We start from the raw sequence: 23,028 nt of genomic DNA, 5'->3' as shown, positions 1-23,028 counted from the left end.
CACTTCAACTTAGCCTGCGTCCAAATCTCCTTCGGAGAACTGACTGTTGTAAAGATCAGCATAGAATCCGCCTTGTGCAAGCAGTTCCTCGTGATTTCCCTTCTCGATTACACTACCTTGATTCATAACAAGGATAAGGTCGGCATCTCGAATCGTCGAAAGACGGTGAGCAATTACGAAGCTGGTTCTGTTTTGCATCAATGCTTTCATTGCTTTCTGAATCAACAATTCTGTCCGTGTATCGACACTGCTCGTTGCTTCATCAAGAATGAGGATCGATGGATCAGCCAGAATCGCACGCGCAATCGTAATCAGCTGCTTCTGTCCTTGAGAAATATTAGAAGCCTCTTCATTTAACACCGTATCATAGCCAAGCGGAAGTGTGCGGATAAAGTGATCGGCATGAGCAGCCTTGGCAGCACGCACCACATCAGCTTCTGAGGCACCTTCACGTCCATAAGCAATGTTATCGCGGATCGTACCATTGAACAGCCAGGTATCCTGAAGCACCATACCAAATTTGCTGCGCAGGTCACTCCGTCTCATATTGGTAATATTGACGCCATCAATGATAATTTCCCCATCATTAAGCTCGTAGAAGCGCATCAACAGGTTAATCAGAGTGGTTTTACCAGCACCAGTAGGACCGACAATCGCTATGGTCTGACCTGGACTAACCTCAATATTCATGTCCTCAATCAGAATCGCATCTTCTTTATATCCGAATTTCACATGGCGGAACTCAACGGAACCTTCCGGAGTACCTTCATCAAGCTTCGCAAGTGTAGTATTAACTTCCTTAACTTCCTCTTCTTCATCCAGAAGTTCAAATACACGTTCTGCGGAAGCAATAGTGGATTGAATAATATTCGCAATATTAGCCGTTTGTGCAATCGGCTGGGTGAACTGACGGGAATACTGAATAAAAGCTTGAATATCCCCAACATCGATCATTTTTTTAGTAACAAAGATACCGCCGACTACACAAATCATTACATAACCCAAGTTACCGATAAACATCATGAGCGGCATAATCATACCGGACATGAATTGGGCACGCCAGCCAGAGTCGTAAAGCTTATCGTTAATTTCATCGAAATCCTTAAGGGACTGCGGTTCACGACCAAAAGCTTTAATAATCCGGTGACCTGTATACATTTCTTCTACATGACCGTTCAACTGACCGAGTGACTTCTGCTGTCCGACAAAATAAGTCTGCGAGCGCTTGGAGATAGCCATAATTACAACGAAGCTGAGTGGCAATGTAACAATTGTAATCAACGTCAGCCATGGGCTGATGGTAAGCATCATTACGATGACACCGATAATGGTGACAATAGAAGTAATCAATTGAGTTAAGCTCTGCTGCAGTGTAGTACTGATGTTATCCACATCATTCGTAGCACGGCTTAGAATTTCCCCATGGGTACGGGAATCAAAATATTTCAAAGGCAAACGTTCCAGCTTGCTGTTGATCTGCTCACGCATGTCGTAGACGACCTTCTGAGCTACGCCAGCCATTACGTACTGCTGAATATAGCTAAATAGAGCACTAAGCAAATACAGTCCCGCAAGTATGATCAGGATATCATTAATGTATCCAAAATCAATGGAAGCTCCCTCAACACCCATTAATTTACCGTAAGCACCTTCGAATAGTTTAGTTGTTGCTTTACCCATAACCTTAGGACTGAAGATACTGAATACAGTACTGGCAATTGCCATTACAAGAACAATAATCAATTGAACCATACGAGGTCTTAAATACTTAATCAGACGACGAAGTGTACCCTTGAAGTCTTTAGCCTTTTCTGCAGGCATCCGCATGCCAGGGCCGCCACCAGGTCCAGGACCTTTATGGGCGCGCGGAGCAGCAGGTTTATTGTTTTGTTCGCTCATGCTATTTCCTCCTCTGACAGCTGCGAGGATACGATCTCGCGGTACACATCACTGCTCGCGAGCAGTTCACGGTGAGTGCCCATTCCGGCGATTTCACCCTCATCAATAACAATAATCCGGTCGGCATCCATAACGGTACTAACCCGTTGAGCTACGATTAGAACAGTGGATTCCGTGGTTTCATCTTTGAGTGCCGCACGAAGCTTAGCATCTGTTTTGAAATCAAGTGCAGAGAAGCTGTCGTCGAACAGATAAACTTGAGGTTTTCTCACAAGCGCACGTGTAATGGACAGCCGCTGTTTCTGACCACCAGAGACATTACTGCCGCCTTGAGCAATTTCCGAATCAAATCCATCTTTCATTGCTGACACGAAATCGTAGGCCTGAGCTACCTTGGCTGCATGAATGATTTCTTCATCGGTAGCATCCTCTTTACCGTAGCGAATGTTTTCGTTAATCGTACCTGAGAACAATACCGCTTTTTGAGGGATGTAACCAATTTTGCTCCGTAGCTCTTCCTGAGTCATCTCACGCACATCTACTCCGTTAACACGTACAGCACCTTCGTTAACATCATAGAACCTTGGAATCAAGCTAAGCAGCGTAGATTTACCTGAACCAGTACCCCCGATAATCGCAGTAACTTCACCTGGGCGAGCACTGAAGCTAATTTTCGAAAGTGCAGGTTGTTCCGCGCCAGGATAAGAAAAGGAGACATTATCGAATTCAACAAAACCACGCATATGATCACGGCCGTCTTTTTTAGTTGCTTGAGCCGTTGTTTGTAATTCACTCTCTGATGGATCTGTGAATTCCGGCCGCATATCAAGCACTTCATTGATACGCAAGGCTGAAGCTGAAGCACGAGGAATCAGCACGAACATCATCGACACCATAATCAGGGAGAACATGATTTGCATCGCATATTGAATAAATGCCATCAGTGAGCCGACTTGCAAATCTCCATCGCCGATTCGAATCCCACCAAAGTAAAGAATTGCGATCATGGAAAAGTTCATAACAATCATCATAAGCGGCATCAAACCGGCCATGATTTTATTTACTTTGATCGCTGTGTCTGTCAGATCACGGTTAGCCTCGGAGAAGCGTTTATTCTCATGATCAATCCGGTTAAATGAACGGATAACACGGATACCCGTCAAATGTTCACGTAGAACCAGATTTAATTTATCCAGCTTGATCTGTATCGCTTTAAACAGTGGTAATCCCTTCATCCCGATAAAGAAAATTGCGCCAACGAGTACCGGAATAACTACTACAAAGATCAATGATAATTTCGCATCTTCAGATACCGCCATGATGATACCACCAATCATCATCATCGGTGCACCGATCATCATACGCAGCATCATAGTAAGTACGGTCTGTACCTGCGTAATATCATTCGTTGTACGGGTAATTAAAGATGCGGTACCGAGCTTATCGAATTCATGCAGTGTAAAATTCTCTACATGATTAAATACACGAGCACGGGTAAGTTTACCGAATCCTGCTGCCACTTTTGCTGATAAATAGCTGGCAATGACTGAACATAAGGCCCCGCCCCCTGCTACTAAAAGCATGAAGCTACCTATTTTCCAAATATAAGTACGGTCTCCCTGAACAATACCTTTGTCGACAATGTCGGACATCAGCGTAGGGAGGTATAAGTCGCCCATGGACTGCAAGAACACAAGAATTAATACAGCACCAATAGCTACTCGAAATGGCTTCAGTTGTTTAAATAATTTAATCAAGCTTCTCATCTCCGTTCATTTGTAGCCTATCCCAATTAGGTGGTGGATTATCCTCAACGAATGCATGTACTTTCAGCAACAGTTCTGTGAGCTGCTTAGTCTCTTTTTCACCTAAGTAACGTACGAGCTCATCCAGCATTGCGTCTCTGTATTGCTCTGCTCTTCGTGTGAGTTTTTTTCCACTCTCCGTCAATTTCACGCGTACGACTCTTCGGTCCGAAGGATCTGCGTGTCTTTCCACCATCTGTTTCGCCTCAAGACTATTAATCAACTGCGTAATAGTTGGAGGTGTGAATCCGAGAAGTCGGCTGATTTCAGATATCTTTAGACCCTCATCATCAGAATGATTCCATTTTTCAATGCATATCATTAAAGTCATCTCACTCGGCTTATGGCCTTCAACACCCTTTTGCCATTGGCCTTTATGCAGCCGTTTCATCGCCGCAAAAAGCTCGTGTGCGACTGAATTTTCAGTATTTTCTGTATTTCCTCCGTTTATCCCAATTTCTTTCACCTCTAATTTAGTTAGGTCAGCTAATTATTAAACACTGTATTATTTAGGCTACCTAATTATATTTTCGGTGCAACGCTTTGTCAAATTTTGAATACGGTATCAATTATTACGAAAAAGAAAACTCCCCAGCACAATGGCAAGGGAGTCCAATTTCGTATATGTATTACTCTGTATTATAAAAATACTGAATAGATTTCTGTATTCTTAGAACCAAGCTCCATGCTCGTACGTTGTAATGCCTCCATTGCTTCCAGAGCCTACAGGTCCGATAATGATGAAGCTAAACAATGCTAACACGCTTACCATCATCAATAGTGATTTTTTCATTTTTTCTCACCCCCTTTACTAATTCTCTATATTTCTCCTGTTGAGCAGTATTAGCATAATCTCTACTCATTTCAAATAAAGTTATACAATTAATAAAGTCTTTTCCATTATTCTGCTTAATAGATAACTCGAGAGATTTCACAAGATAATCCACGCCTGTAACATAACGTTTCCTATTTATTTGATAGATCGCTACTTGATAGTACAAACGGAATACACGGTCCACGTTATTCGGCTCCTGAAACCCTTCAAATCTCAACATTTCTCGTGAGAATCGTGTAAGTATATTATCAGCAGAGAACCCATATCGATTAGCCGCATCCATAATGGTAATAAGTCCTGCCAAGATTTCGCCCGGGTGATCTGCCAAAAAATCCGTATAGTTAGGCAAGACATCCACATTGCCCATCAACATCTCTATCGTGAATCCATTACCAATTGCGAATAACCGGAATTGCTCTACAGCCTGACGACCTTCTTCGTTAATCATTTCAAACCAGCTAAGGTCTGCATAGCCTGCAGTATACTTCTTAGCTTCCTCATATTTACCCTGCTTGGTAAGTGAGATTGCTTTAAGTAGATATCCATGTCCATAATAAACAACAAGCGGACGTTCAGTATGAAGAACTTCCTTTCTTCTATCCTGACTTTTTCGTAATTGGTCACGATAAACAGCATTGGCCAACGTTCTTAGTTCATCAGCGAACGACTCCATTTTAATCCATCGACGAAGATCAAAGCTCAACTGCGTTAGAGTAAGTAGACCATCTAACTGCATATTTTCTGGCAGTCGATTCCTGAAAGGTTCAAATGTAATAACTGCATGCAACTTCTCATCTGAATCGACAATTGATAAGATTGCTCTAAAAATACGATAATGACTGATAGCCAATCTCTCTGAGTAACTGTCGGACTCATTCTCTGCTACAATTTTATAGAAAAACATGGATTCATCTATTTTACCTTTATTAAACAATTTTTCAGCTATCGAATAAACGATATCTAGCGATTTAGGATATTCCAATAACTTGCTTAATGTTTCATCAATACATTGCTGCTTGCCTAGTTCAGCGCAACGTATTAAAAAAGGCTCCACCCTGCGGCGTGAGACCTTCTCCTCATTAAAGCATTCATCAATATATAAAGGATACAACCAACCGTCAGGAAATCCAAAGGCTTTAATGATTGCATCTATTTGTCCCAGGGACATAGGCTTCGGCGGATTCCCGTGCAAAATTGCACTGAGACTTCCACGATTCAGGCCACATATTTTTGAAAATGAGGCGAGATTATGGCCGGAGCGGGACAGATTTTTCTCAATTTCTGAGCGTATAGTTGTTAACTTTCCCTCCACTCGGCACCCCCAAAGTTTGACTTGAAAAGATCCTATTAATTGACATTATAGGTGAAAGTTATGGATTGTACAACTTATAGATTGTACGACAAAAAGAGGAGCGTATTTCTCTCCTCTTTATCGGTTGGATCTTTGTAATAGTGTAATTCTATGGATGTATCGAGTTTAATTTATTGTAATAGCGGCTTTTGAGCTTCAGCAGTAAGCTGTTGCACTTGCCTTGCGACTGCGCAAGTTCTCCATCATCTTATGTTGTGCCAGCAAAATATAACCGTCCAATCGCTCGCTTAGCTCTAGGACAGCATGGTCACTAAGACTCCGTTGCTCCGCGACTTCCAGCAATTCGCATCTAAGGCTCTCTATAGTCACAAACAGCTCATCTTCTCTGTAGTCTCTTCTATAAGCTTTCTCGGAAGAACCTTGATATAGTGTCACAACTCTCTCCTTCTCTCTATCAACATCTCTTCCTATCATAATCCATGATACCAAAAAACATATTTTCAAAAAAAAAGAAAAATTTGCAGAACATCCACAAAAAATAAAATAGCTATTTATTCGGGTTCTATAGGCTTGTGGGGAAGCTCATTTGGGTACTGTTCTCAATAGTCCCTTTGCAAAAGAAATCCATTCACGTGCTGCAAAAGATAAATAACGGTCTCTACGCCATGCCATAGCGATCTGCCAAGGAATCACCGGATCTGTCAAAGGAATGACTACCAATCGCGAGCGATCCATGTCACGGCAAATGGTTTCCGGCAATAATGCGATCCCCATTCCCGCAGCTACCATCTTGCTGATCAAGTCCCATTGTGAACTCTCATATATAACCTTCGGCTGAAATCCAGCTTTTACACATTCCGTAATAATCCGATCGTGCAGCGTGAAATCCTCCCGGAATAACACGAACTCCTCTTCAGCCAGTTCACTTAGTGGAACTAACTCTGCCTCGGCCAGCCGATGCCCCATAGGCAAAATAAGATTCAACTTCTCTTCAACAAAGGTAAAACAATGAAGTTTGGATGTATCTACAGGCAATACGACCATTCCAATGTCCAGCAGTCCCGTTTCTACATCTTCCTCCACTTTTTTGGCCCCATCCTCATGAAGACGAATCGTAACCTGCGGATAACGTTTATGAAATTGACCAATCACCGATGGAAAAAAGCTCGCTCCTACCATTGGAGGCAGGCCGATGCGGATGTGGCCCTGCTCCAGATTCCGTAAGTTATCCAGTTCGGAAGACAAGCTAGCGAAAGACTCCACGATATTTTGCGCTTTGGTGAACAAAATTTCCCCTGCGTCTGTAAGCCTTACACTCTTCCCTTCACGGTAGAACAAGTCTGCCTCCAGTTCGACCTCCATATTCCGAATCATTTTACTGATCGTGGGCTGTGTTATATATAATGATTCAGCAGCTCTGGTAAAGCTTTTCATTCGTGCCGCTTGAACGAAATATTCTAATTGTCGGATATCCATTTATGTGCCCCCTAATCCATAGACAAAAGGAATGTCATTTATTCAATCTATTCATTTTACCTATGAAAACAATTGATGTAAACTTTCATTATTATGAAAGGAGCGAAGCCTTATGAAAAAGATTGTTATAGGCTTGCTGCAGGTGGCGGGACTTATGTTATTCTCTTTACTTATCAATGCTGTGACCCCATTATTGCATATCCCTATTCCCGGAAGCATACTCGGAATGATTATATTGTTTCTCCTGCTTGAGTTCGGTGTCATTCGTCTGAATTGGGTAGAGGTTGGTGCTTCTTGGCTACTCGCTGAGCTCCTACTGTTCTTCATTCCATCTGCTATAGGTGTAATGAAATACGCTAATATTCTGGAAACGGATGGATTACGCATTCTTGCCGTTGTCGTCTTAGGCACATTTGTTGTGATGGCTAGTTCCGGATTACTTACCAGTAGAATTTATAAAGCGAAGGAGCGGAAAGAATCATGTTAAACGCTCTGCTATTTTTTGGCCTCACGGTCGCGGTGTATTTACTCGCGAAACGTATCTATGCTTCTACCGGTAAAGTCTACACCTCTCCATTAATCATCACACCAGTGATTATGATCATCTTTCTGCTTATAACAGGCATTACTTATGACTCATACAATGCGGGAGGAAAATGGCTGACGGATTTGCTGCAACCAGCAACCATGGCCTTTGCCATCCCTTTGCATAAGAACTTCAAGGTACTCAAAAAGCACGCCGCCGAAATTGCGGCAGGCGTGCTATCAGGGACGATAGTTGCGGTGATCTCTTCCATACTTCTCGCCAAATGGCTGCATGTTAGCGGCGATCTGGCAGCTAGTCTGGTCCCGCGTTCGGTAACTACACCGATCGCTATGAGCATCTCGCAAAGTATCGGCGGTGTACCGAGTATTACGGCAGTCTTCGTCATTATTACCGGGATACTTGGTACAATGATGGGACCTACTGTACTTCGCATCTTCCGCATTGAGAATGAAATTGCGCGCGGTGTATCGCTGGGAACCGCTGCACATGGTACAGGAACATCCAAAGCCTTCGAGCTTAGTTCACTGACCGGAACCATCTCCAGTATTGCGATGATTCTGTCCGCGCTGTTATCTATAGGTGTGGCGCCAGCTTTGCTCGCGATATTCCTCCACTAGGCTAACCCAGCTTGGGCCAAGGGCATGTCTCTTTAGTACATCTAAAGTAGCATGTCCTTTTTCTATGAATTGAACCTTAGAACTTAACAGGCAATCCGCTTTGCGCTGAATCGTAGGCCGCACAGGTGACTTTAAGAGTTTTGTACCCATCCTCATAATCGCATAAAATGCGCGAGCGATCCCCCGTCCGTACAGCATGTATGAAGGCTTCACTTTCTACTAAATATGGGTTTCCTGTATTCGCAAATTCGGTGCTATCGCCACTTCGCACTTCCAAGAGACGATCCGGGTTCCAGTCCAAAAGTCCCCGATCATTATAGAAGCTAAGACCTACACTTCCCACCTCATCAGGTAAAACGCATGTATTTGAAATATTAGCAATAATTCCATTTTCAAGCTTCAGGGATACGGTGCCTACATCTGCCACGCTCACACCTTCATGCTGCTCATGCATAATCCGGTTTCCGAACATGCCGTAAACTTCCTTTACTTCTCCGGCTAGATAGCGCACCAAATCAACGATATGTGTAGTCTGCTCTGTGAATTGTCCTCCGGATTGCTTCTGATCACGCCACCAAGCTACGCCTGGCATGCCGCCCATCCATTGCCCCATAATCATACCGACTTTGTCACCACGCAAAGTTTCTTTCAGACGTTTAATGTTCTCCTGATAGCGGAAATGATATCCTACCGAGGTTAACAAATTATGTTCTTTGATATCCTGAAGTAGGCTTGCGGGAATTTCAGTAGTCATACTAAGCGGTTTTTCTATAAAAAAGGGAATATCCCTCTTGATTAATGATCGTTCAATCGCACCATGAGATTGTGGAGGCACACAAATATAAACAGCATCGAGCTTCTCAGCATCCAGCATTTCCGTAATATCACCATATCCAGCAGCATCGTATGGACGTGCCATATCTTCGCCTTTAGCCTTACTGCTTCCGCAGACCGCCTGCAAACGGACATTATCCATCTCTGCTAGTAAATCAGCATGTACCTTAGAGAACCAACCCGTACCCACAATACCCACTTTTAATGACATTCTTTTTCCTCCTGCCGATTGATTATGAATACCTTTTCATAGATTATACCCTCTTATGAGCGGATAAGATAATCTCTCCATTCTTCGGGAAGCAAATGCATGTAAGGACTCTGCAAAAAGCGATCATCCGCAAGCACAATAATGCCTGTATCTGTCTCACTTCGAATCAGTCTGCCTCCAGCTTGCAATACCTTGCACATTCCTGGGTAGACATAAGCATAATCAAAGCCATTTTTACCTCTGGCATTAAAATACTGACGCAGCAGATTACGCTCAAGACCAAGCTGTGGTAGGCCAACTCCAACAACCATTACCCCGTTGAGACGGTCTCCTGGCAGATCTACACCTTCCGAAAAGATCCCTCCGAGTACAGCAAACCCTAACAGCGTCTCGTCATTATCTGGACTAAATGCTGCTAAAAAACTTTCTCTAGCCTGCTCACTCATGCCTGTATCCTGCATCAAAGTCCGTACTTCGGGGTAATTCTCCGTAAAGGCCTGATATACGTTTTGTAAATAGAGATATGAAGGAAAAAACACCAGATAATTGCCCTTCTTTGAAACCATTTGATTCAATGCCTGAGTTAACGGGATTAGGGAAGCTTCCCGGTCATGATAACGTGTGGAGACAGGCAGCACGGTCACTTCCCATTGCTCCTTCTGAAAAGGAGATGAGACCGTTAAACTGTAATCTTCCTCCACCGCACCAATCATATCCCGATAATACGATAATGGAGAAAGCGTAGCAGAGAACAGAATCTGACTTCGAAAGCTCTTGGACATTTGTCGGAGCAAATGCGATGGATCCAAATTAAATAACTTCAAGTACACATCGCCGCGCCGAACCTCAGCATAAGTTATGTAGCGTTCATCATAGGTCTTAAAGGTGCGAAGCATCCCCTGAACTGCAAAATAGGTATCCAGGAGAACATTCTCTCCTTCTCCATTCTGAGGAACAATGCTGGCGCTCGGGTGAATAAGTTCCTGTTCCGCCTCCAAAGAAAATATCTCAAGCAAGGCTGGCAGCTCCTCCGGGAACGAAGCCCACTGCCCTTGCCCCTCTTCATTACAAATTTTGCGAAGGGAGATAAAAAAAGCATTCACCGATTTAGCTGCAGCACTCAAATTACGGTTTAATTCCTTGTACTGACGCTGGATTTCTAGAAAGGGGGCCTTCAGCAAAGAGGCAGAGAACATCTCTCGTCCCCGGTCTACCAGATTATGTGCTTCATCTACCAGAAGCACCGTTTCTCTCTTTCTCTCCTCTGTTAGCCGTTTCAGGCTGATCCGGGGATCATATATATAATTGTAATCGCAGATCACCGCATCACAGGCATAGGCTGCATCCAGCGAGAACTCAAACGGGCACACTTTATGTTTGTGAGCATACAGTGCTAGGGTGTCTCTGCTCACCAGCGTTTCATGCTCTAACAGATCCATTACCGCATCATTAATCCGATCATAATAGCCTTCCGCATAGGGACAGGAATCCTTACCGCAAATCCCTTCATCATGAAAACAGGTCTTCTCTTTAGCAGTAAGTGTGATGACATGCAGCTGGAGTCCCTGCGTCAGCAGTAGCGAGATTGCTTCTTGTGCGGCAAAACGGGTAACCGTCTTAGCCGTTAAATAGAACAATCCTTTAGCTTGTCCTTCGCCCATTGCTTTAAGGACCGGGAACAGCGTTGACATTGTTTTCCCAATACCTGTGGGCGCCTGAGCGAACAGACTGACCTTTTCTACGATGGATTTGTACACCGCTCCGGCAAAATGCCGTTGTCCCTTTCGATAAGAAGGAAACGGGAATTGTAACTCTCGAAGGCTCTGCTCTTTCTTAGCATCATGACGAACCATCATCTCAGCGTACGGAGCATATCTGGCTATGGTATCATTAGCAAATGAGATCAGTTCATCTAAAGACAACGTTCGGTACAAGCTTTTTTGCTCATCAGTAGCCCGGTGGACATAGGTAAGCTTTACTTGAATAGAAGAAAGCTCCTGCTCCAGCGATACCATATATGCGTACATCAGCGCCTGAGCCCAATGAACCTCATGTCCCTCTTCCAGCATGTCCAGCAGTCCGGAGGTTGATTTGATTTCTTCGACCGTTAGGCTCCCATCCTCCGAAACAAGCAGTCCATCACAGCGCCCATCTACAATATAGAGTAAGCTACCATAAGGGATCTCTGTTTTCAGATAGACTTCCTTGCGGTCACCTTCCTTATATTGCTTTTGGATTTTCTGATGAATTCGTGTTCCTTCAACCATAGAGGAAGTACCATGAAATCCAGGCTCAATACTACCGCTGCGAAAAACATACTCGACGAGAGTTCTAACGGATAGGGTTACAGTATAATCCAACTATTCTCACCTCCCTTAATTAGCCATATATCCTTTTTGTTCCCAATGTCTATTTCGGTCCTTTAATCGCTGTATAACCCCATGGGATAGCATAAACATTATCTTTCACCCATGCGTGTTTAACTTTACGCACTCCACAAAGCTTATACTTACGCTTTCGGTTTTTGACTTTCTTCTGCTAGCCCTGCATAATAAATTTTATTACTATGGAGTCATTTTGTCTTGGTGCTGTTTCGTCCTGTTTGAGAAATGGCGTTTTATCATGTAGAAAGAGGGGGAAGCTGTGTCATCCTTTAATATTAAACGTTGGATTATTAAACCTTTTGTGTTTTTCACAATACTTTTTATCCTAAAAGCATTTCTGGCTTGGGGCGTCATTTTTGATGATGTGCTGCCTTGGAAATCATTACTGACAGAAATCCCTTTTGCCTGGGCGCTCTTCTGTATTATTGAGCGGTTCGCCTCCAAACGAAAGCTTGGATATTACATGACAGTCAATTTATTAGTAACAGCCATCTTTTTCGCAGCCATTATGTATTTTAAATATTATGGTGTCATTGTAACTTACCATGCCGCGGAACAGGTGAATCAAGTCACAGCCGTCAGCAACAGCGTATTCTCACTGATGGATCCTTACTACCTGTTAATCTTTACAGATATAATTGTCCTAGGAGGCTATTTCTTCTTTAATAAGAAAGGCCGTGTCTATAAAAAAGAGAATATCAACCGTCGTAACGGAAAAATAAAATATAGTGTTCTATTCGCAGTCTCACTTGGTTTATGCTTGTTCAACATTTTGCCTAATAAGGCTAGTATGAACGAAATTAAGAAAGCTCAGGAGATGGGTATTCTTAACTACGAAGCCTATACGATCTTTGCAAAAGAAGAACCAGAGCTTGTGCAATCAAGTGACATTACACAAGATGCCATCAACAAAGTGAAGGGGATTAATACTGCGGTTAGTTCTCCACTTCATGGCACGGCTAAAGGCAAAAATCTTATTATCATTCAATTGGAATCCTTCCAGAACTTCTTGCTGGGTCTTGAGCTAGACGGGCAAGAGATTACACCGAACCTGAACAAGGTAATGAAGGATAGTCTTTACTTCCCTAATTTCTATCAAATGGTAGGCCAAGGGAATACGTCAGATGCAGAATTCGTAGTGAACACATCCGCCTACATCCCTCCGCGTGGTGCGGCAACGATGTCCTATGTAGATAAGGTGCTACCAAGTCTGCCACGCTTGCTTAAAGACAATGGGTATCAGACCGCAACCTTCCACACCAATGTCGTAGAGTTCTGGAACCGTGGTGAGCTGTATGACTCACTGGGCTTCGATCATTATTATGATCGCTCATTCTTTGGTGAAGATGATGTTTTCTTCTTCGGTGCTTCTGATGATACGCTCTATAGTAAAACTGCTGACAAACTGAAAGAAATGAGCAACGAGGGTCAACCCTTCTACGCTCAGATCATTTCGATGTCAGCGCATCATCCATTCACAATTCCTGAGGAAAAATACCGCATGAAGCTACCAGAGCGTTACGAAGGTACTTTTGTGGGTGACTATATCCGTTCCCAGAACTATGCGGATGATGCCTTCGGACATTTCGTAGAAGAGCTTAAAGCGAATGGCGTATGGGATAACAGCGTGATCATGATTTATGGAGACCATATGGGACTGCCTATTTATTCTCTCGATCATGATGATAAGCAATTAATGACTGAAATTTATGGTCATGAATATTCCTATGCGGATATGTTAAACATTCCTCTGCTCATTCATGCAGGAGACAGCACAGCACCACAGACCTTAGAGCAAGTCGGTGGCGAAGTGGATATTATGCCAACTGCTGCTGGTCTTCTTGGAATTTCATTAGAGAATAACCTAGTTTTCGGTCAAGATCTACTCAGTCAGACTTATAATTTACTGCCAGAAAGATATTATTTACCTTCTGGATCTTTCATTTCCAGCTCAGGACTGCTTATTCCGGGTAACAGCTTTGAAGATAATACCCAATACCCTATTTATAATGGAAAAGCACCGGCTGCTACTGAGGATGAATACAACCGAGCATTGAGACTTCTACAGCTTTCCCATAGTTACATTACGCAGCTGCCAGACAAACCAATTAAACCTTAGAACTTATCATTATTATATTTCAAAGAAGGCCACCTTCTCTCCGGAGAAGGTGGCCTTCTTTCTGTATCTATAAGCTAAAGCTAGAGATTTACCGTTCCTGATCCTCGATCATACGGTAGTACTCCGCAAACTTTTGCAGCTCTTCCGGCTTCAGTATAGATAAATGCTCAGCAAGCAGCTGTTTTGAACGGAAATGTCCTTCTTCAAGTATTTGCTGACCTTCCTCGGTGATGGTCACCACAACCGCTCTCCGGTCCGATCCATCCGTCTCACGCTTAATAAAACCCAGCGCTTCCAGGCGATCGAGCATCACGGTAATGGCACTTGATTTGACCTCCATAGACTCCGCCAGTTGTACCACCCGCGACTTTTTCTCTTTCGCTACTATATTTAACAGACCCATCTGAGGTACGGTAAGTCCGAGTTCTTTATGCAAAGTCCTTTGAGACATGATCTTACGCTGTACTCTCCACATGGATAATCCAAGACGCTCTATTAACGGATCTAATTGATGTGGCATCCTTGTTTCAACTCCCAATCCGTTTTTTAATAACACAAGCGTACCACTAGAACTGGTCAGGATTCAATGCTTTTGTCTACTAAAGATTTCATAATCACGTTTATTTCCATAATTTTTCCATAAATTCACAATATCCGACACAAAAATACTATATTCTATGTAAGGTCATAGGCTTAACGATACGCTATAATCGTAGCAGTGAGAGCGATTGTCTCCGAAAACATATTTTGTCAAGGTTGGTGCAAAGAATGAAATTGGCAACTAAATTAACTTGGATGATGTTCATCGTGTTACTTCTTGTTGGATCATCCATCGGGTTCTTCGGATACCGTACTGCGTATAAGCAAGTAGATGAGGCAGCAGGTATCGAATTGGTAGGATGCGCCAATATTACAACCGGGCTGATTGACCCATCAGATATTACCGCGTTAATTGCAGGAGATCAAAGCAAATTGGAGGCTGTCGAAGACCGGATCGGTTGGATTGTGGCACATAAGGCTATTTTTAAAGAGGCGTTCATTTTATCGCTAGACGGAAAGATCCTCGCCGCAGATTCAAGCTTCAAAGCAAGAGGTTATAAAGCAGGCGACACTTTTTATTTCTCAGATGAAGAGAAAGAAATGATCACTAAATCTAAGCATTCCGCTTACTCCAAGGTTTATACATACGAAGGTACCTCACTTAAGACGGGTTACGGCCCCATCTATCAGGATCATGATCCGTCCAAGCCTATAGTTGCTCTAATGGCTATTAACTTCGATGGCCCATTAATTCAAGAACGGACCCGAGACATCATTGTTCAGCCTTTTATTATCGGGACTTCCATTCTAGTTATTGCTATTGTGGCAGCATATCTCTTAATCCGCCGAATGGTAAGTCCACTAACGAAGCTATCCAGAGGCGTAAATCTTGTTGCACAGGGTGATCTTACTCATGATCCTATTTCATTCAACAGCAAGGATGAGATTGGTACACTAGCTCGAAATTTCAATGGCATGACGCAGAGCTTGCGCATGCTCATTACCGAAGTTAATGAAACCTCCATGCAGGTGGCGTCTTCATCCGAAGAGCTCTCTGCCAGCGCACAGGAAACTAACCGTGCTGGTGAGTACAGTGTCAACGTTTCGATTGAACTTGCCGATGGAGCTAATACACAATTGCAAAATTTGGAGGGTGGATATAAGTCTGTACAAGACTTGTCACACTTCATTACAGAGATTGCAGGAAATGCTGATAATGCAATGAATAATGCTACCAGTAACGCCGAAAAGGCTCGTACAGGTCGAGAAGCAATGGACTCTACTACACAACAGATGAGCATCGTCAGTGACAGCATCACTGATTTAGCTGTCATTATTGAAACCTTGGGTGGCTACTCCAAGGAAATTGAGAATATTGTGGGTTCGATTGCGAGCATCGCAGAAGAAACCAATTTGCTGTCGCTGAACGCAGCCATTGAAGCTGCAAGAGCCGGAGAAGAGGGAAGAGGCTTTGCGGTAGTTGCACAATCCGTACGCAAACTTGCCGAGCGATCCGCCCAATCTGCTGCTCAAATCGGACAACTCGTAAGCATCATCGTAAATCAGATGGACCAAGCAGGAGAAACCATGAAGCGCTCTACAGAAGAGATGGATCAAGGCCGGGAATTAATCGTAACGGCAGGTCAATCCTTCTCCGAGATTGAGATGTCCGTCTCTGGGATGGCTTCACAAAGTCAGCAGATTTCCGGAACAGTCCGCGAGCTAGCCTCCATCTCCGATGGTCTCGTTACTACTCTACAGAATATTGTAGACGTCGCTAATCAGACAGCAAGCGGTGCGGAAACATTATCCGCCTCCTCACAAGAGCAGCTTGCAGCCATGGAAGAAGTGGAGTCAGCTGCAGGTTTCCTGTCCTCGCTAGCCGAGAAGCTACAGATTCTAATTGAACGTTTCAAAGTATAATTCTTCTTATTCATGTAAGTTCTTAAACTTAAAGGGGCTAGCGACCAAGCAGAGAAATTCTGCTTGGTCGCTAGCCCCTCTTCTATGTATTGAGATCACGACGCTGCCGTATTCGCTATAAACCACTCACCCAGCTCATGTACAGGCATCGGCCGACCGTAATAATAACCCTGCATGACTCTACAACCCAGTGATTTCAGCAATTCAATCTGCTCTGGTGTCTCCACACCTTCCGCCACAACTTCCATATTAAGATGAGTCGCCATCGCAATAATATTGCTGATAATAGCTTTCTTGGAGTGCATCTTGCTGTTACGAATAAATACTTGGTCAATCTTGAGTGTGTTCACTGGGATTTCATCCAAATTACCAAGGGAGGAGAAGCCTGTCCCAAAGTCATCCAGCGATACTCTTACCCCAAGCATTCGAAGTCTAGACAGCTGTGCAACCGTCTCTTTCATGTTATGCATCGCAATGGACTCTGTAATCTCCAGTTCGAGAAAGTGTGGCTCTAATTCTGCACATGTGAGTGCTTCCGCTACAACATCGTATAGACTCCCATCCTCAAACATCCGTGCGGACATATTAATTGAGACTGGTACGTTAGCTATCTCTTCCTTATGCCAGAACCTGTTCTGGCTACACACATCATGTAGCATCCAATAGGTAATCGGAACGATCAGTCCGGTCTCTTCTGCAATAGGAATGAATTCCGCTGGCGAAATGATCCCATGCTCTGGGTGTCTCCAGCGCAGCAGCGCTTCAAGACCCACCGTAACATTCATATAAGAATCCCATTTCGGCTGATACACAACCATAAACTCAGAACGAGCCAAAGCTTTTCGAAGATCCTTCTCTAGCGACATCCGCCGCAACTGATGGCGATTTACTTCCTGGTCGAACACACTGCATTTATTCTTACCTGAATCCTTAGAGGTATAAAGAGCCGTATCCGCAGCCTTCATTAGCGCTGAGCGATCAGTCCCATGCATAGGAGTCATGCTGATTCCAACACTTGCGGTAACATATAGCTCATTGCCCTGAATACGATAGAATTCCTTAAGTTCATGCATAATATGCCCTGCTTCTTCCTGCGCACCCTCCAGCGTGCAATCTGGAAGAGCAATCAAGAATTCATCACCGCCTAAACGGAATATTTTTCCTTTATCCCCTACAGAACGAATTAATCTAACAGCGACCTCCTGTAATAACATATCACCTATATCATGTCCCAGCGTATCATTAATCGACTTAAAGCGATCTAGATCTACAATAAAAACAGCACCAGATCTACTTTCAAAAAATTCATCTTTAAAATAGCGTTCTAGTCCATGTCGATTCGGCAGCTCTGTTAGCGGATCTTGATAAGCCATTCGTTCAAGCACATGGCGATCCAGAAATACGGCGCCAGCAGAAACTGCGAGCATAAGTAGCGCTGCCAGCGAAAATGCCATTAACAGTATAACATCATTCTCTACAAAAAAAGGTTTGCTTACAGGTAAGTTGTTATATTCAAAATGACAAGCCTTTACACTTGTGTAATGCAATCCGGTAACTGAAAATCCGATAAACAACGCCGAGTATAGCTTCCATCGCTGAAACCCTGCGTATTCTTTAAACTTGTGGAACATCAATAATCCGATATAAGAGGAAACCAAAACCAGAATTACAGCAACGGCTTGAATCCATATATCATAATGAATCCTCGTCACAATCTTCATAGAAGACATTCCGATATAATGCATAGCCGAAAAGCCGCTTCCCAAGAGAATACCACCTATTACTAAATTCCATATCCTTAACCGAGGAACAGAAGTGATCCGGAATGCCAAATAGCAGAATAACACACCAACTAATAGTGATATTATAGATCTGCCTGGATAATAATTGACCTCCGCCGGAAAGCGATTCGCCATTATCCCAACATAATGTATTGCCCATATACCGCAGCCTAACACACAAGCTCCCGAGATCAACCACAGACGTCGGATTTTGCCAGTAGAACGCGAAACTTGCGAAATCAGATTCAGTGCAGAATAAGTAACTGTCACCGCTAGCACAAATGATAGTAAAACAATCCAAACATTATAGTGGATTCCCATTTTATCCATTAGTTAACCTCTTCACCGGTTTTGAATCCCGTAATCGCTCAGCGTATTTCTCAAGTAAAATTTCAGTACACGAATATCAGATATGGAAGAGTGCGTAAAGATTATAGGTTATCCATAAAAATAAACTTTAGATGTATTCTACTCTGTATTCAGAAGATTGTCTAAGTAAATACTGGAATTTATACCCTTTTTTATTACGCGAAAAATGTCCATACTTGACACAATCACTCAACCCGGAAAACTTGAACCACGACCTGTTGATGATACATTTTTTGGAAAGGTAATTCGCCATATCCATAGATTCAAAACTACCAGAACCAACAGGTAGATATAAACTCCACCCAGAAACAAAGTGAAGACATAATGAATACCTGCCATCCCCATCAGCAAAAATAATAACCCAAAGGAGTTTGCGGTGTAATCCTTCTGTTTAGCTGCCTCATATCGTTCTGAGAAAGGTAGTACCGGAGGATAAGAACGGAAACAAATGACCGCATAGATCAGCATTGCAAACAGCACGACTACCAAGTCTGGCACAATCCGCAGCCCAAACAACCAAAGATACACTATCGCTTCTATAGCGAATAAAGGTAATAGCAGGCGAACTATCGCTGCCTTAAGCATTCCACGATAGATGGGTGCGGTGTTTGGCAGAGGAATCAGCTTATAAATCCAAGAGCCTTTATAACCCGCAGAGTACCTTAGCATTAGAACAACCGTCTGAAGTAACGTCGCACCGAAATAAATCATCAGGTATGTGTTCGAATCCTTGATAGACGATGCATTTCCATCCCAAAAGATGCCAAATATAAAAATGAACGGGAAGACAATGGAATAACCGATTGCCGGATATACCTTTAACTTGAAGTCACGCTCATTCTTCATCATCGACCAGCTAAAACGAAAGAACATGCCCTCTACCGGGTTCTTACAAGTTATTTTCGACAACCAGTCCACCATTCGGGCGTTACTTTTGCCAACGTTCCCTTGCTCTGAAAGCTTCTGTAAGCTCTTTTCGAATAAAGGCATCAGCTTAATATAAGCCACAATCAGCAGAACCGGAATTACTAAAGCTAGCACTGAAAGCACCACGAAGTGTGTATCTCTCGCCCCGCCAATCAACATCTCAAATGGAGCCGCAAACCAAATCGGAGAAATCAAATACTGCCACCATGCCGGCTTAAAAGAGAGGCTCAATTCAGCAATATCGAACAGTCTAACAACGAGCTGATACCCTACTGTAATCCCTATAGTCAAAATGATCTGTACATAATTAATAATATCTTTGAGCTTCTCCCCGTCGAAAAACTTCATGATCAGTAAATAAAGCAGCGCCGTAATGACGAGAATAAAGCAGTCCATCAGAATGATCTCAACAGCATATATTAGAAAAAATAGTACTCCCTGTTTGAACAGGCACAAAATCAGCGAAGGTCCGGTCAAGGTCAGCGTCACTGAAAATAAATAAATGAGAATGTGGATGCTCTTCGCCATGATCAAGGTACGGCGGTTCACTGGCTTTGAAGCCAGTATGTTTTTGTCCCGAAGATCAAGCATCACGGAAGAGAAATCAGAGATCAGTGTGGTCGTAATCATAAACATCACTACACCAAACACTAGACTCATCTGCAGCATATAGTTCCCCGTTAACATCATAAGAGGAATTAACATGACGCCAAAAAGTAAATAAATCCATTGCACCCGCAGCGGCGAGCCCTCTTTCTTCTCCTCCTTCTTCTGCATTCCAGCGAGCACTGTCGGTGTTCTTCTTCCGTCCATCGTCAGTTTGACCTGCAGAATACTCCGCATCACATCATAATCAACTCCGATTCGGCTAAACCCACCTCGCAGCTTATCCAGAAGCTTCAGCACATAGAAATCAGTCATGAGAAGATACCTCTTGCATGACCGCAACAAATTCCCCAGCAATATCACGGTATTTATCAAATCCAGTTAATTGATTAAAAATATCCTCAAGCGACCCTTCGCGGCCCTTCTCTCTTAGCTCAGCAAAGCTCCCATCCGCCACGATATCTCCACCATCGATCAAAACGATCCGGCTACTGATCTTCTCAACTACATCCATGATGTGTGAAGAATAGAAAATGGTCTTGCCCCTTGCCGCCAAAGATGCAAAAATCTCCTTTACCACCATTACACTATTGGCATCCAGACCGCTCAACGGTTCGTCTAGGAACAGAATATCGGGATCATGAAGCATGCTGGAGATCAGCAGTACCTTTTGTTTCATCCCTTTGGAGAAGGTTGCGATCCGCGAATCATAAGCTTTCTCAAGACCTAGCAAGGCCATCAATTTTCCAGCTTTGGAATCCACATCACTACGCTTCATGCCATACAACTCACCTACAAAAGTTAGATACTCCCTAGCGGTGAGGCTATCATATAATTCGGCTACCTCCGGCACATAACCGATTCTTTTTTTGTAAGATACATCTCCATCAGCAATATCCCTACCGAAAATCTCTACTTTGCCGTTGTAGCCTTCTACCAGACCGAGCATAATCTTAACAGTTGTACTCTTTCCTGCCCCGTTAGGCCCGATATAGCCAATAATTTGTCCTCTGTATACCTTAAGGTCAATGCCCTTTAGCACCATTCGGTCCGTGTAGTTCATCCATAAACCAGAAATCGCAATGACTGGATCATCAGCAAGGCCCATATCCTAATCCCCTCTCTAGCGACTAATTGACGATGTTAAAAATTACTATTTCATAAAATTACAATAATTGTATCATTCAACTGAATCCCACTCCATAATTTAACTCACTAATCTTATATCTATGAATGCTAATGCCCTTTTCAGCACAAAAGGGAGAACCATTGGTTCCCCCTTAGAGTGTAGAGATCTATCCCACGCAAATTATTCTGTTTGATCCACTTGATCATATGAAGCTCTGGCCTTTTCAACCCATACATAATTTTGACTCGTCCACTGATTTAACGCTCTCATAGGCTCAAGTAAAGATACCCCTAGGGGTGTTAGAGAATACTCTACGATGGGTGGAACGGAAGGTGTAATCTCACGCTTTACCAACCCATCTCGTTCCAGTTGCCGCAAAGTTTGAGTTAGCATTTTTTTAGAGATGCCTTCGATTCGTCTTCTGATATCACTGTAACGAATGATTCCATCTTCCATGGCATAGATGACCAAAGCTGTCCATTTATTAGAGATAATATCAAGGACCTTACTGTACCCACAAATCGATAACGAGATATCAGGCTCTACGGCATTCGTCGAAAATGGATTGTTCATATAAAGTCCTCCCGTGCACTTTTTGGTTCCCTGGATACTATAAAGTGCCTCCTTACTTAAGTGTAATTTATGGATTATTGTATGTCTATGCACTTCAAGAAGGAGAGATTGCTCATGAAAGTATACGAAATTCAAAGTGAATTTGGGCTCGATCAACTGAAGGTAGCCGAAAATCCAATTCCTAATCCTCGTTCTGGTGAAGTTCGTATAAAAATGCGGGCAGTTTCCCTTAACGCTAGAGATTTAGGTGTCATTGATGGTTTTTATAACCCGATTTTGAACGCTCCTTTAATTCCAGTATCGGACGGTGTTGGTGAAGTTGTCGCTTTAGGTGAGCATACGTCCAGATTCAAGATTGGTGACCGGGTAAGCGGTATTTTTACTCAAAGCTGGATTTCGGGAGAACCTACACAAGAAAATTGGGTGAGCTCACTTGGAAGTCCGCTTAATGGGTTGCTTGCAGAATATGTTGTGCTTCCCGGGGAGGGATTGGTTCGTGTTCCAGATCTATTAACTGATGAAGAAGCGGCAACACTTCCTTGTGCTGGTGTTACAGCCTGGCATGCTATTGTTGAAGAAGGAAAGGTGAAGGCTGGAGAGACTGTAGTGATACAAGGAACGGGTGGAGTTTCACTATTCGCGCTTCAATTTGCCAAGCTTCACGGTGCACAAGTGATCATCACATCAAGCAGCGATGAGAAGCTTAAGCGTGCAAAGGGATTGGGAGCGGATTTCGGTATCAATTATTTAAAGACCCCTGAATGGGATAAGGCTGTTCTTGAGCTGACAGGGGGACGCGGGGCAGACCATATTGTTGATCTCGGTGGATCATCCACATTAAATAAGTCAATCGGGGCGCTGCGGGTGGGTGGAAGGATCAGCCTGGTAGGCGGTCTGTCGGGCTTCCAAGTCGAGGGCTTTGAAATCATCCCTGCAATTCTGAGAAAAGCACGCCTTCAAGCCATCAATGTCGGAAGCCGTGACATGTTTGAGACGATGAACCGTGCGGTTGAACAAAATGGACTTCGCCCTATCATTGACGCTGTATTTCCATTTGAACAATCTGTTGAAGCATTGCAATACTTGGCTAAGGGTACACACTTCGGAAAAATCTGCATTAAGTTTTAACAGTAGAACCCCC

The 23,028-nt window shown here is 43.4% G+C and carries 19 protein-coding genes; 5 read left to right on the top strand and 14 right to left on the bottom strand.

Annotated elements, in window-relative coordinates; genetic code table 11:
* Nucleotides 1-9 precede the first annotated feature (9 nt).
* The 7 genes from ACQKMP_RS16950 to cidR form a co-directional block, all read right to left on the bottom strand.
* Entirely contained in the window at nucleotides 10-1,899 is a 1,890-nt protein-coding gene (locus tag ACQKMP_RS16950; protein ID WP_042192571.1) for an ABC transporter ATP-binding protein, read from the bottom strand.
* The gene (locus ACQKMP_RS16945) at nucleotides 1,896-3,656 is read right to left on the bottom strand and encodes an ABC transporter ATP-binding protein (protein ID WP_427470077.1); all 1,761 of its coding nucleotides are present in this window, start codon (nucleotides 3,654-3,656) and stop codon (nucleotides 1,896-1,898) included. Before ACQKMP_RS16945 ends, ACQKMP_RS16950 begins: the two co-directional genes overlap by 4 nt.
* Entirely contained in the window at nucleotides 3,649-4,095 is a 447-nt protein-coding gene (locus tag ACQKMP_RS16940) for a MarR family winged helix-turn-helix transcriptional regulator (RefSeq protein ID WP_076298122.1), read from the bottom strand. Before ACQKMP_RS16940 ends, ACQKMP_RS16945 begins: the two co-directional genes overlap by 8 nt.
* Before the next feature lie 279 nt (nucleotides 4,096-4,374).
* Complete coding sequence (locus tag ACQKMP_RS16935; RefSeq protein ID WP_262495583.1) at nucleotides 4,375-4,497, bottom strand: hypothetical protein; 123 nt, start codon at nucleotides 4,495-4,497, stop codon at nucleotides 4,375-4,377.
* Nucleotides 4,451-5,851, bottom strand: coding sequence for a hypothetical protein (locus tag ACQKMP_RS16930; RefSeq protein ID WP_042192578.1), 1,401 nt, complete (start codon nucleotides 5,849-5,851; stop codon nucleotides 4,451-4,453). The genes ACQKMP_RS16935 and ACQKMP_RS16930 overlap by 47 nt, the downstream gene beginning before the upstream one ends.
* 195 nt (nucleotides 5,852-6,046) lie before the next feature.
* Nucleotides 6,047-6,286 (bottom strand): aspartyl-phosphate phosphatase Spo0E family protein, encoded by a 240-nt coding sequence (locus tag ACQKMP_RS16925; RefSeq protein ID WP_042192581.1) that lies wholly within the window; start codon nucleotides 6,284-6,286, stop codon nucleotides 6,047-6,049.
* 147 nt (nucleotides 6,287-6,433) lie between these two features.
* Complete coding sequence (gene cidR / locus ACQKMP_RS16920; protein ID WP_042192583.1) at nucleotides 6,434-7,327, bottom strand: cidABC operon transcriptional activator CidR; 894 nt, start codon at nucleotides 7,325-7,327, stop codon at nucleotides 6,434-6,436.
* 112 nt (nucleotides 7,328-7,439) lie between these two features.
* Here cidR and ACQKMP_RS16915 point away from each other — a divergent pair, with 112 nt between their 5' ends.
* Both ACQKMP_RS16915 and ACQKMP_RS16910 read left to right on the top strand, forming a co-directional pair.
* Entirely contained in the window at nucleotides 7,440-7,814 is a 375-nt protein-coding gene (locus ACQKMP_RS16915) for a CidA/LrgA family protein (RefSeq protein ID WP_042192585.1), read from the top strand.
* A complete protein-coding gene (locus ACQKMP_RS16910) occupies nucleotides 7,808-8,491 on the top strand; it encodes a CidB/LrgB family autolysis modulator (protein WP_042192587.1) in 684 nt (227 codons plus the stop codon). Before ACQKMP_RS16915 ends, ACQKMP_RS16910 begins: the two co-directional genes overlap by 7 nt.
* Before the next feature lie 76 nt (nucleotides 8,492-8,567).
* On the opposite strand, the gene ACQKMP_RS16905 is transcribed toward ACQKMP_RS16910, so the two are convergent.
* The gene (locus tag ACQKMP_RS16905) at nucleotides 8,568-9,536 is read right to left on the bottom strand and encodes a Gfo/Idh/MocA family protein (protein ID WP_427470073.1); all 969 of its coding nucleotides are present in this window, start codon (nucleotides 9,534-9,536) and stop codon (nucleotides 8,568-8,570) included.
* 53 nt (nucleotides 9,537-9,589) lie between these two features.
* On the bottom strand, nucleotides 9,590-11,896 hold the full coding sequence (locus tag ACQKMP_RS16900) for a helicase C-terminal domain-containing protein (protein ID WP_427470071.1): 2,307 nt from the start codon (nucleotides 11,894-11,896) through the stop codon (nucleotides 9,590-9,592).
* A 283-nt stretch (nucleotides 11,897-12,179) separates the two neighbouring features.
* Between ACQKMP_RS16900 and ACQKMP_RS16895 the strand changes: the two genes are divergently transcribed.
* A complete protein-coding gene (locus tag ACQKMP_RS16895; RefSeq protein ID WP_427470069.1) occupies nucleotides 12,180-14,039 on the top strand; it encodes an LTA synthase family protein in 1,860 nt (619 codons plus the stop codon).
* Nucleotides 14,040-14,127: 88 nt separating this feature from the next.
* On the opposite strand, the gene ACQKMP_RS16890 is transcribed toward ACQKMP_RS16895, so the two are convergent.
* A complete protein-coding gene (locus ACQKMP_RS16890; RefSeq protein WP_052404451.1) occupies nucleotides 14,128-14,559 on the bottom strand; it encodes a MarR family winged helix-turn-helix transcriptional regulator in 432 nt (143 codons plus the stop codon).
* A gap of 248 nt (nucleotides 14,560-14,807) precedes the next feature.
* Here ACQKMP_RS16890 and ACQKMP_RS16885 point away from each other — a divergent pair, with 248 nt between their 5' ends.
* The gene (locus ACQKMP_RS16885) at nucleotides 14,808-16,502 is read left to right on the top strand and encodes a methyl-accepting chemotaxis protein (protein WP_427470067.1); all 1,695 of its coding nucleotides are present in this window, start codon (nucleotides 14,808-14,810) and stop codon (nucleotides 16,500-16,502) included.
* A 95-nt stretch (nucleotides 16,503-16,597) separates the two neighbouring features.
* Here the strand turns inward: ACQKMP_RS16885 and ACQKMP_RS16880 are convergent, their stop codons facing one another.
* From ACQKMP_RS16880 to ACQKMP_RS16865, 4 genes are all read right to left on the bottom strand, one after another.
* Nucleotides 16,598-18,613 (bottom strand): bifunctional diguanylate cyclase/phosphodiesterase, encoded by a 2,016-nt coding sequence (locus ACQKMP_RS16880; protein WP_427470065.1) that lies wholly within the window; start codon nucleotides 18,611-18,613, stop codon nucleotides 16,598-16,600.
* Nucleotides 18,614-18,841: 228 nt separating this feature from the next.
* Nucleotides 18,842-20,500: a hypothetical protein gene (locus ACQKMP_RS16875; RefSeq protein WP_427470063.1), complete on the bottom strand. Its 1,659-nt coding sequence runs from the start codon at nucleotides 20,498-20,500 to the stop codon at nucleotides 18,842-18,844.
* Nucleotides 20,493-21,293: an ABC transporter ATP-binding protein gene (locus tag ACQKMP_RS16870; RefSeq protein WP_076285605.1), complete on the bottom strand. Its 801-nt coding sequence runs from the start codon at nucleotides 21,291-21,293 to the stop codon at nucleotides 20,493-20,495. The genes ACQKMP_RS16875 and ACQKMP_RS16870 overlap by 8 nt, the downstream gene beginning before the upstream one ends.
* A 201-nt stretch (nucleotides 21,294-21,494) precedes the next feature.
* The gene (locus tag ACQKMP_RS16865; RefSeq protein WP_379424725.1) at nucleotides 21,495-21,887 is read right to left on the bottom strand and encodes a winged helix-turn-helix transcriptional regulator; all 393 of its coding nucleotides are present in this window, start codon (nucleotides 21,885-21,887) and stop codon (nucleotides 21,495-21,497) included.
* A gap of 114 nt (nucleotides 21,888-22,001) precedes the next feature.
* On the opposite strand from ACQKMP_RS16865, the gene ACQKMP_RS16860 reads away from it, so the two are divergent.
* On the top strand, nucleotides 22,002-23,015 hold the full coding sequence (locus tag ACQKMP_RS16860; protein WP_379424724.1) for a zinc-dependent alcohol dehydrogenase family protein: 1,014 nt from the start codon (nucleotides 22,002-22,004) through the stop codon (nucleotides 23,013-23,015).
* Nucleotides 23,016-23,028 lie beyond the last annotated feature (13 nt).

The sequence above is a fragment of the Paenibacillus sp. NPDC101420 genome (assembly GCF_050277435.1).
Classification (GTDB): Bacteria; Bacillota; Bacilli; order Paenibacillales; family Paenibacillaceae; genus Paenibacillus_AQ.
This window is presented reverse-complemented; position numbering and strand designations above follow the sequence as displayed.

What these genes read in the sequence shown, in the direction of transcription:
- ACQKMP_RS16950 (WP_042192571.1), bottom strand. Translation starts at nt 1,899, where the DNA reads ATGAGCGAACAAAACAATAAACCTGCTGCTCCGCGCGCCCATAAAGGT.
- ACQKMP_RS16940 (WP_076298122.1), bottom strand. Translation starts at nt 4,095, where the DNA reads ATGAAACGGCTGCATAAAGGCCAATGGCAAAAGGGTGTTGAAGGCCAT.
- ACQKMP_RS16935 (WP_262495583.1), bottom strand. Translation starts at nt 4,497, where the DNA reads ATGAAAAAATCACTATTGATGATGGTAAGCGTGTTAGCATTGTTTAGC.
- cidR (WP_042192583.1), bottom strand. Translation starts at nt 7,327, where the DNA reads ATGGATATCCGACAATTAGAATATTTCGTTCAAGCGGCACGAATGAAA.
- ACQKMP_RS16915 (WP_042192585.1), top strand. Translation starts at nt 7,440, where the DNA reads ATGAAAAAGATTGTTATAGGCTTGCTGCAGGTGGCGGGACTTATGTTA.
- ACQKMP_RS16910 (WP_042192587.1), top strand. Translation starts at nt 7,808, where the DNA reads ATGTTAAACGCTCTGCTATTTTTTGGCCTCACGGTCGCGGTGTATTTA.
- ACQKMP_RS16905 (WP_427470073.1), bottom strand. Translation starts at nt 9,536, where the DNA reads ATGTCATTAAAAGTGGGTATTGTGGGTACGGGTTGGTTCTCTAAGGTA.
- ACQKMP_RS16890 (WP_052404451.1), bottom strand. Translation starts at nt 14,559, where the DNA reads ATGCCACATCAATTAGATCCGTTAATAGAGCGTCTTGGATTATCCATG.
- ACQKMP_RS16885 (WP_427470067.1), top strand. Translation starts at nt 14,808, where the DNA reads ATGAAATTGGCAACTAAATTAACTTGGATGATGTTCATCGTGTTACTT.
- ACQKMP_RS16880 (WP_427470065.1), bottom strand. Translation starts at nt 18,613, where the DNA reads ATGGATAAAATGGGAATCCACTATAATGTTTGGATTGTTTTACTATCA.
- ACQKMP_RS16875 (WP_427470063.1), bottom strand. Translation starts at nt 20,500, where the DNA reads ATGACTGATTTCTATGTGCTGAAGCTTCTGGATAAGCTGCGAGGTGGG.
- ACQKMP_RS16870 (WP_076285605.1), bottom strand. Translation starts at nt 21,293, where the DNA reads ATGGGCCTTGCTGATGATCCAGTCATTGCGATTTCTGGTTTATGGATG.
- ACQKMP_RS16865 (WP_379424725.1), bottom strand. Translation starts at nt 21,887, where the DNA reads ATGAACAATCCATTTTCGACGAATGCCGTAGAGCCTGATATCTCGTTA.
- ACQKMP_RS16860 (WP_379424724.1), top strand. Translation starts at nt 22,002, where the DNA reads ATGAAAGTATACGAAATTCAAAGTGAATTTGGGCTCGATCAACTGAAG.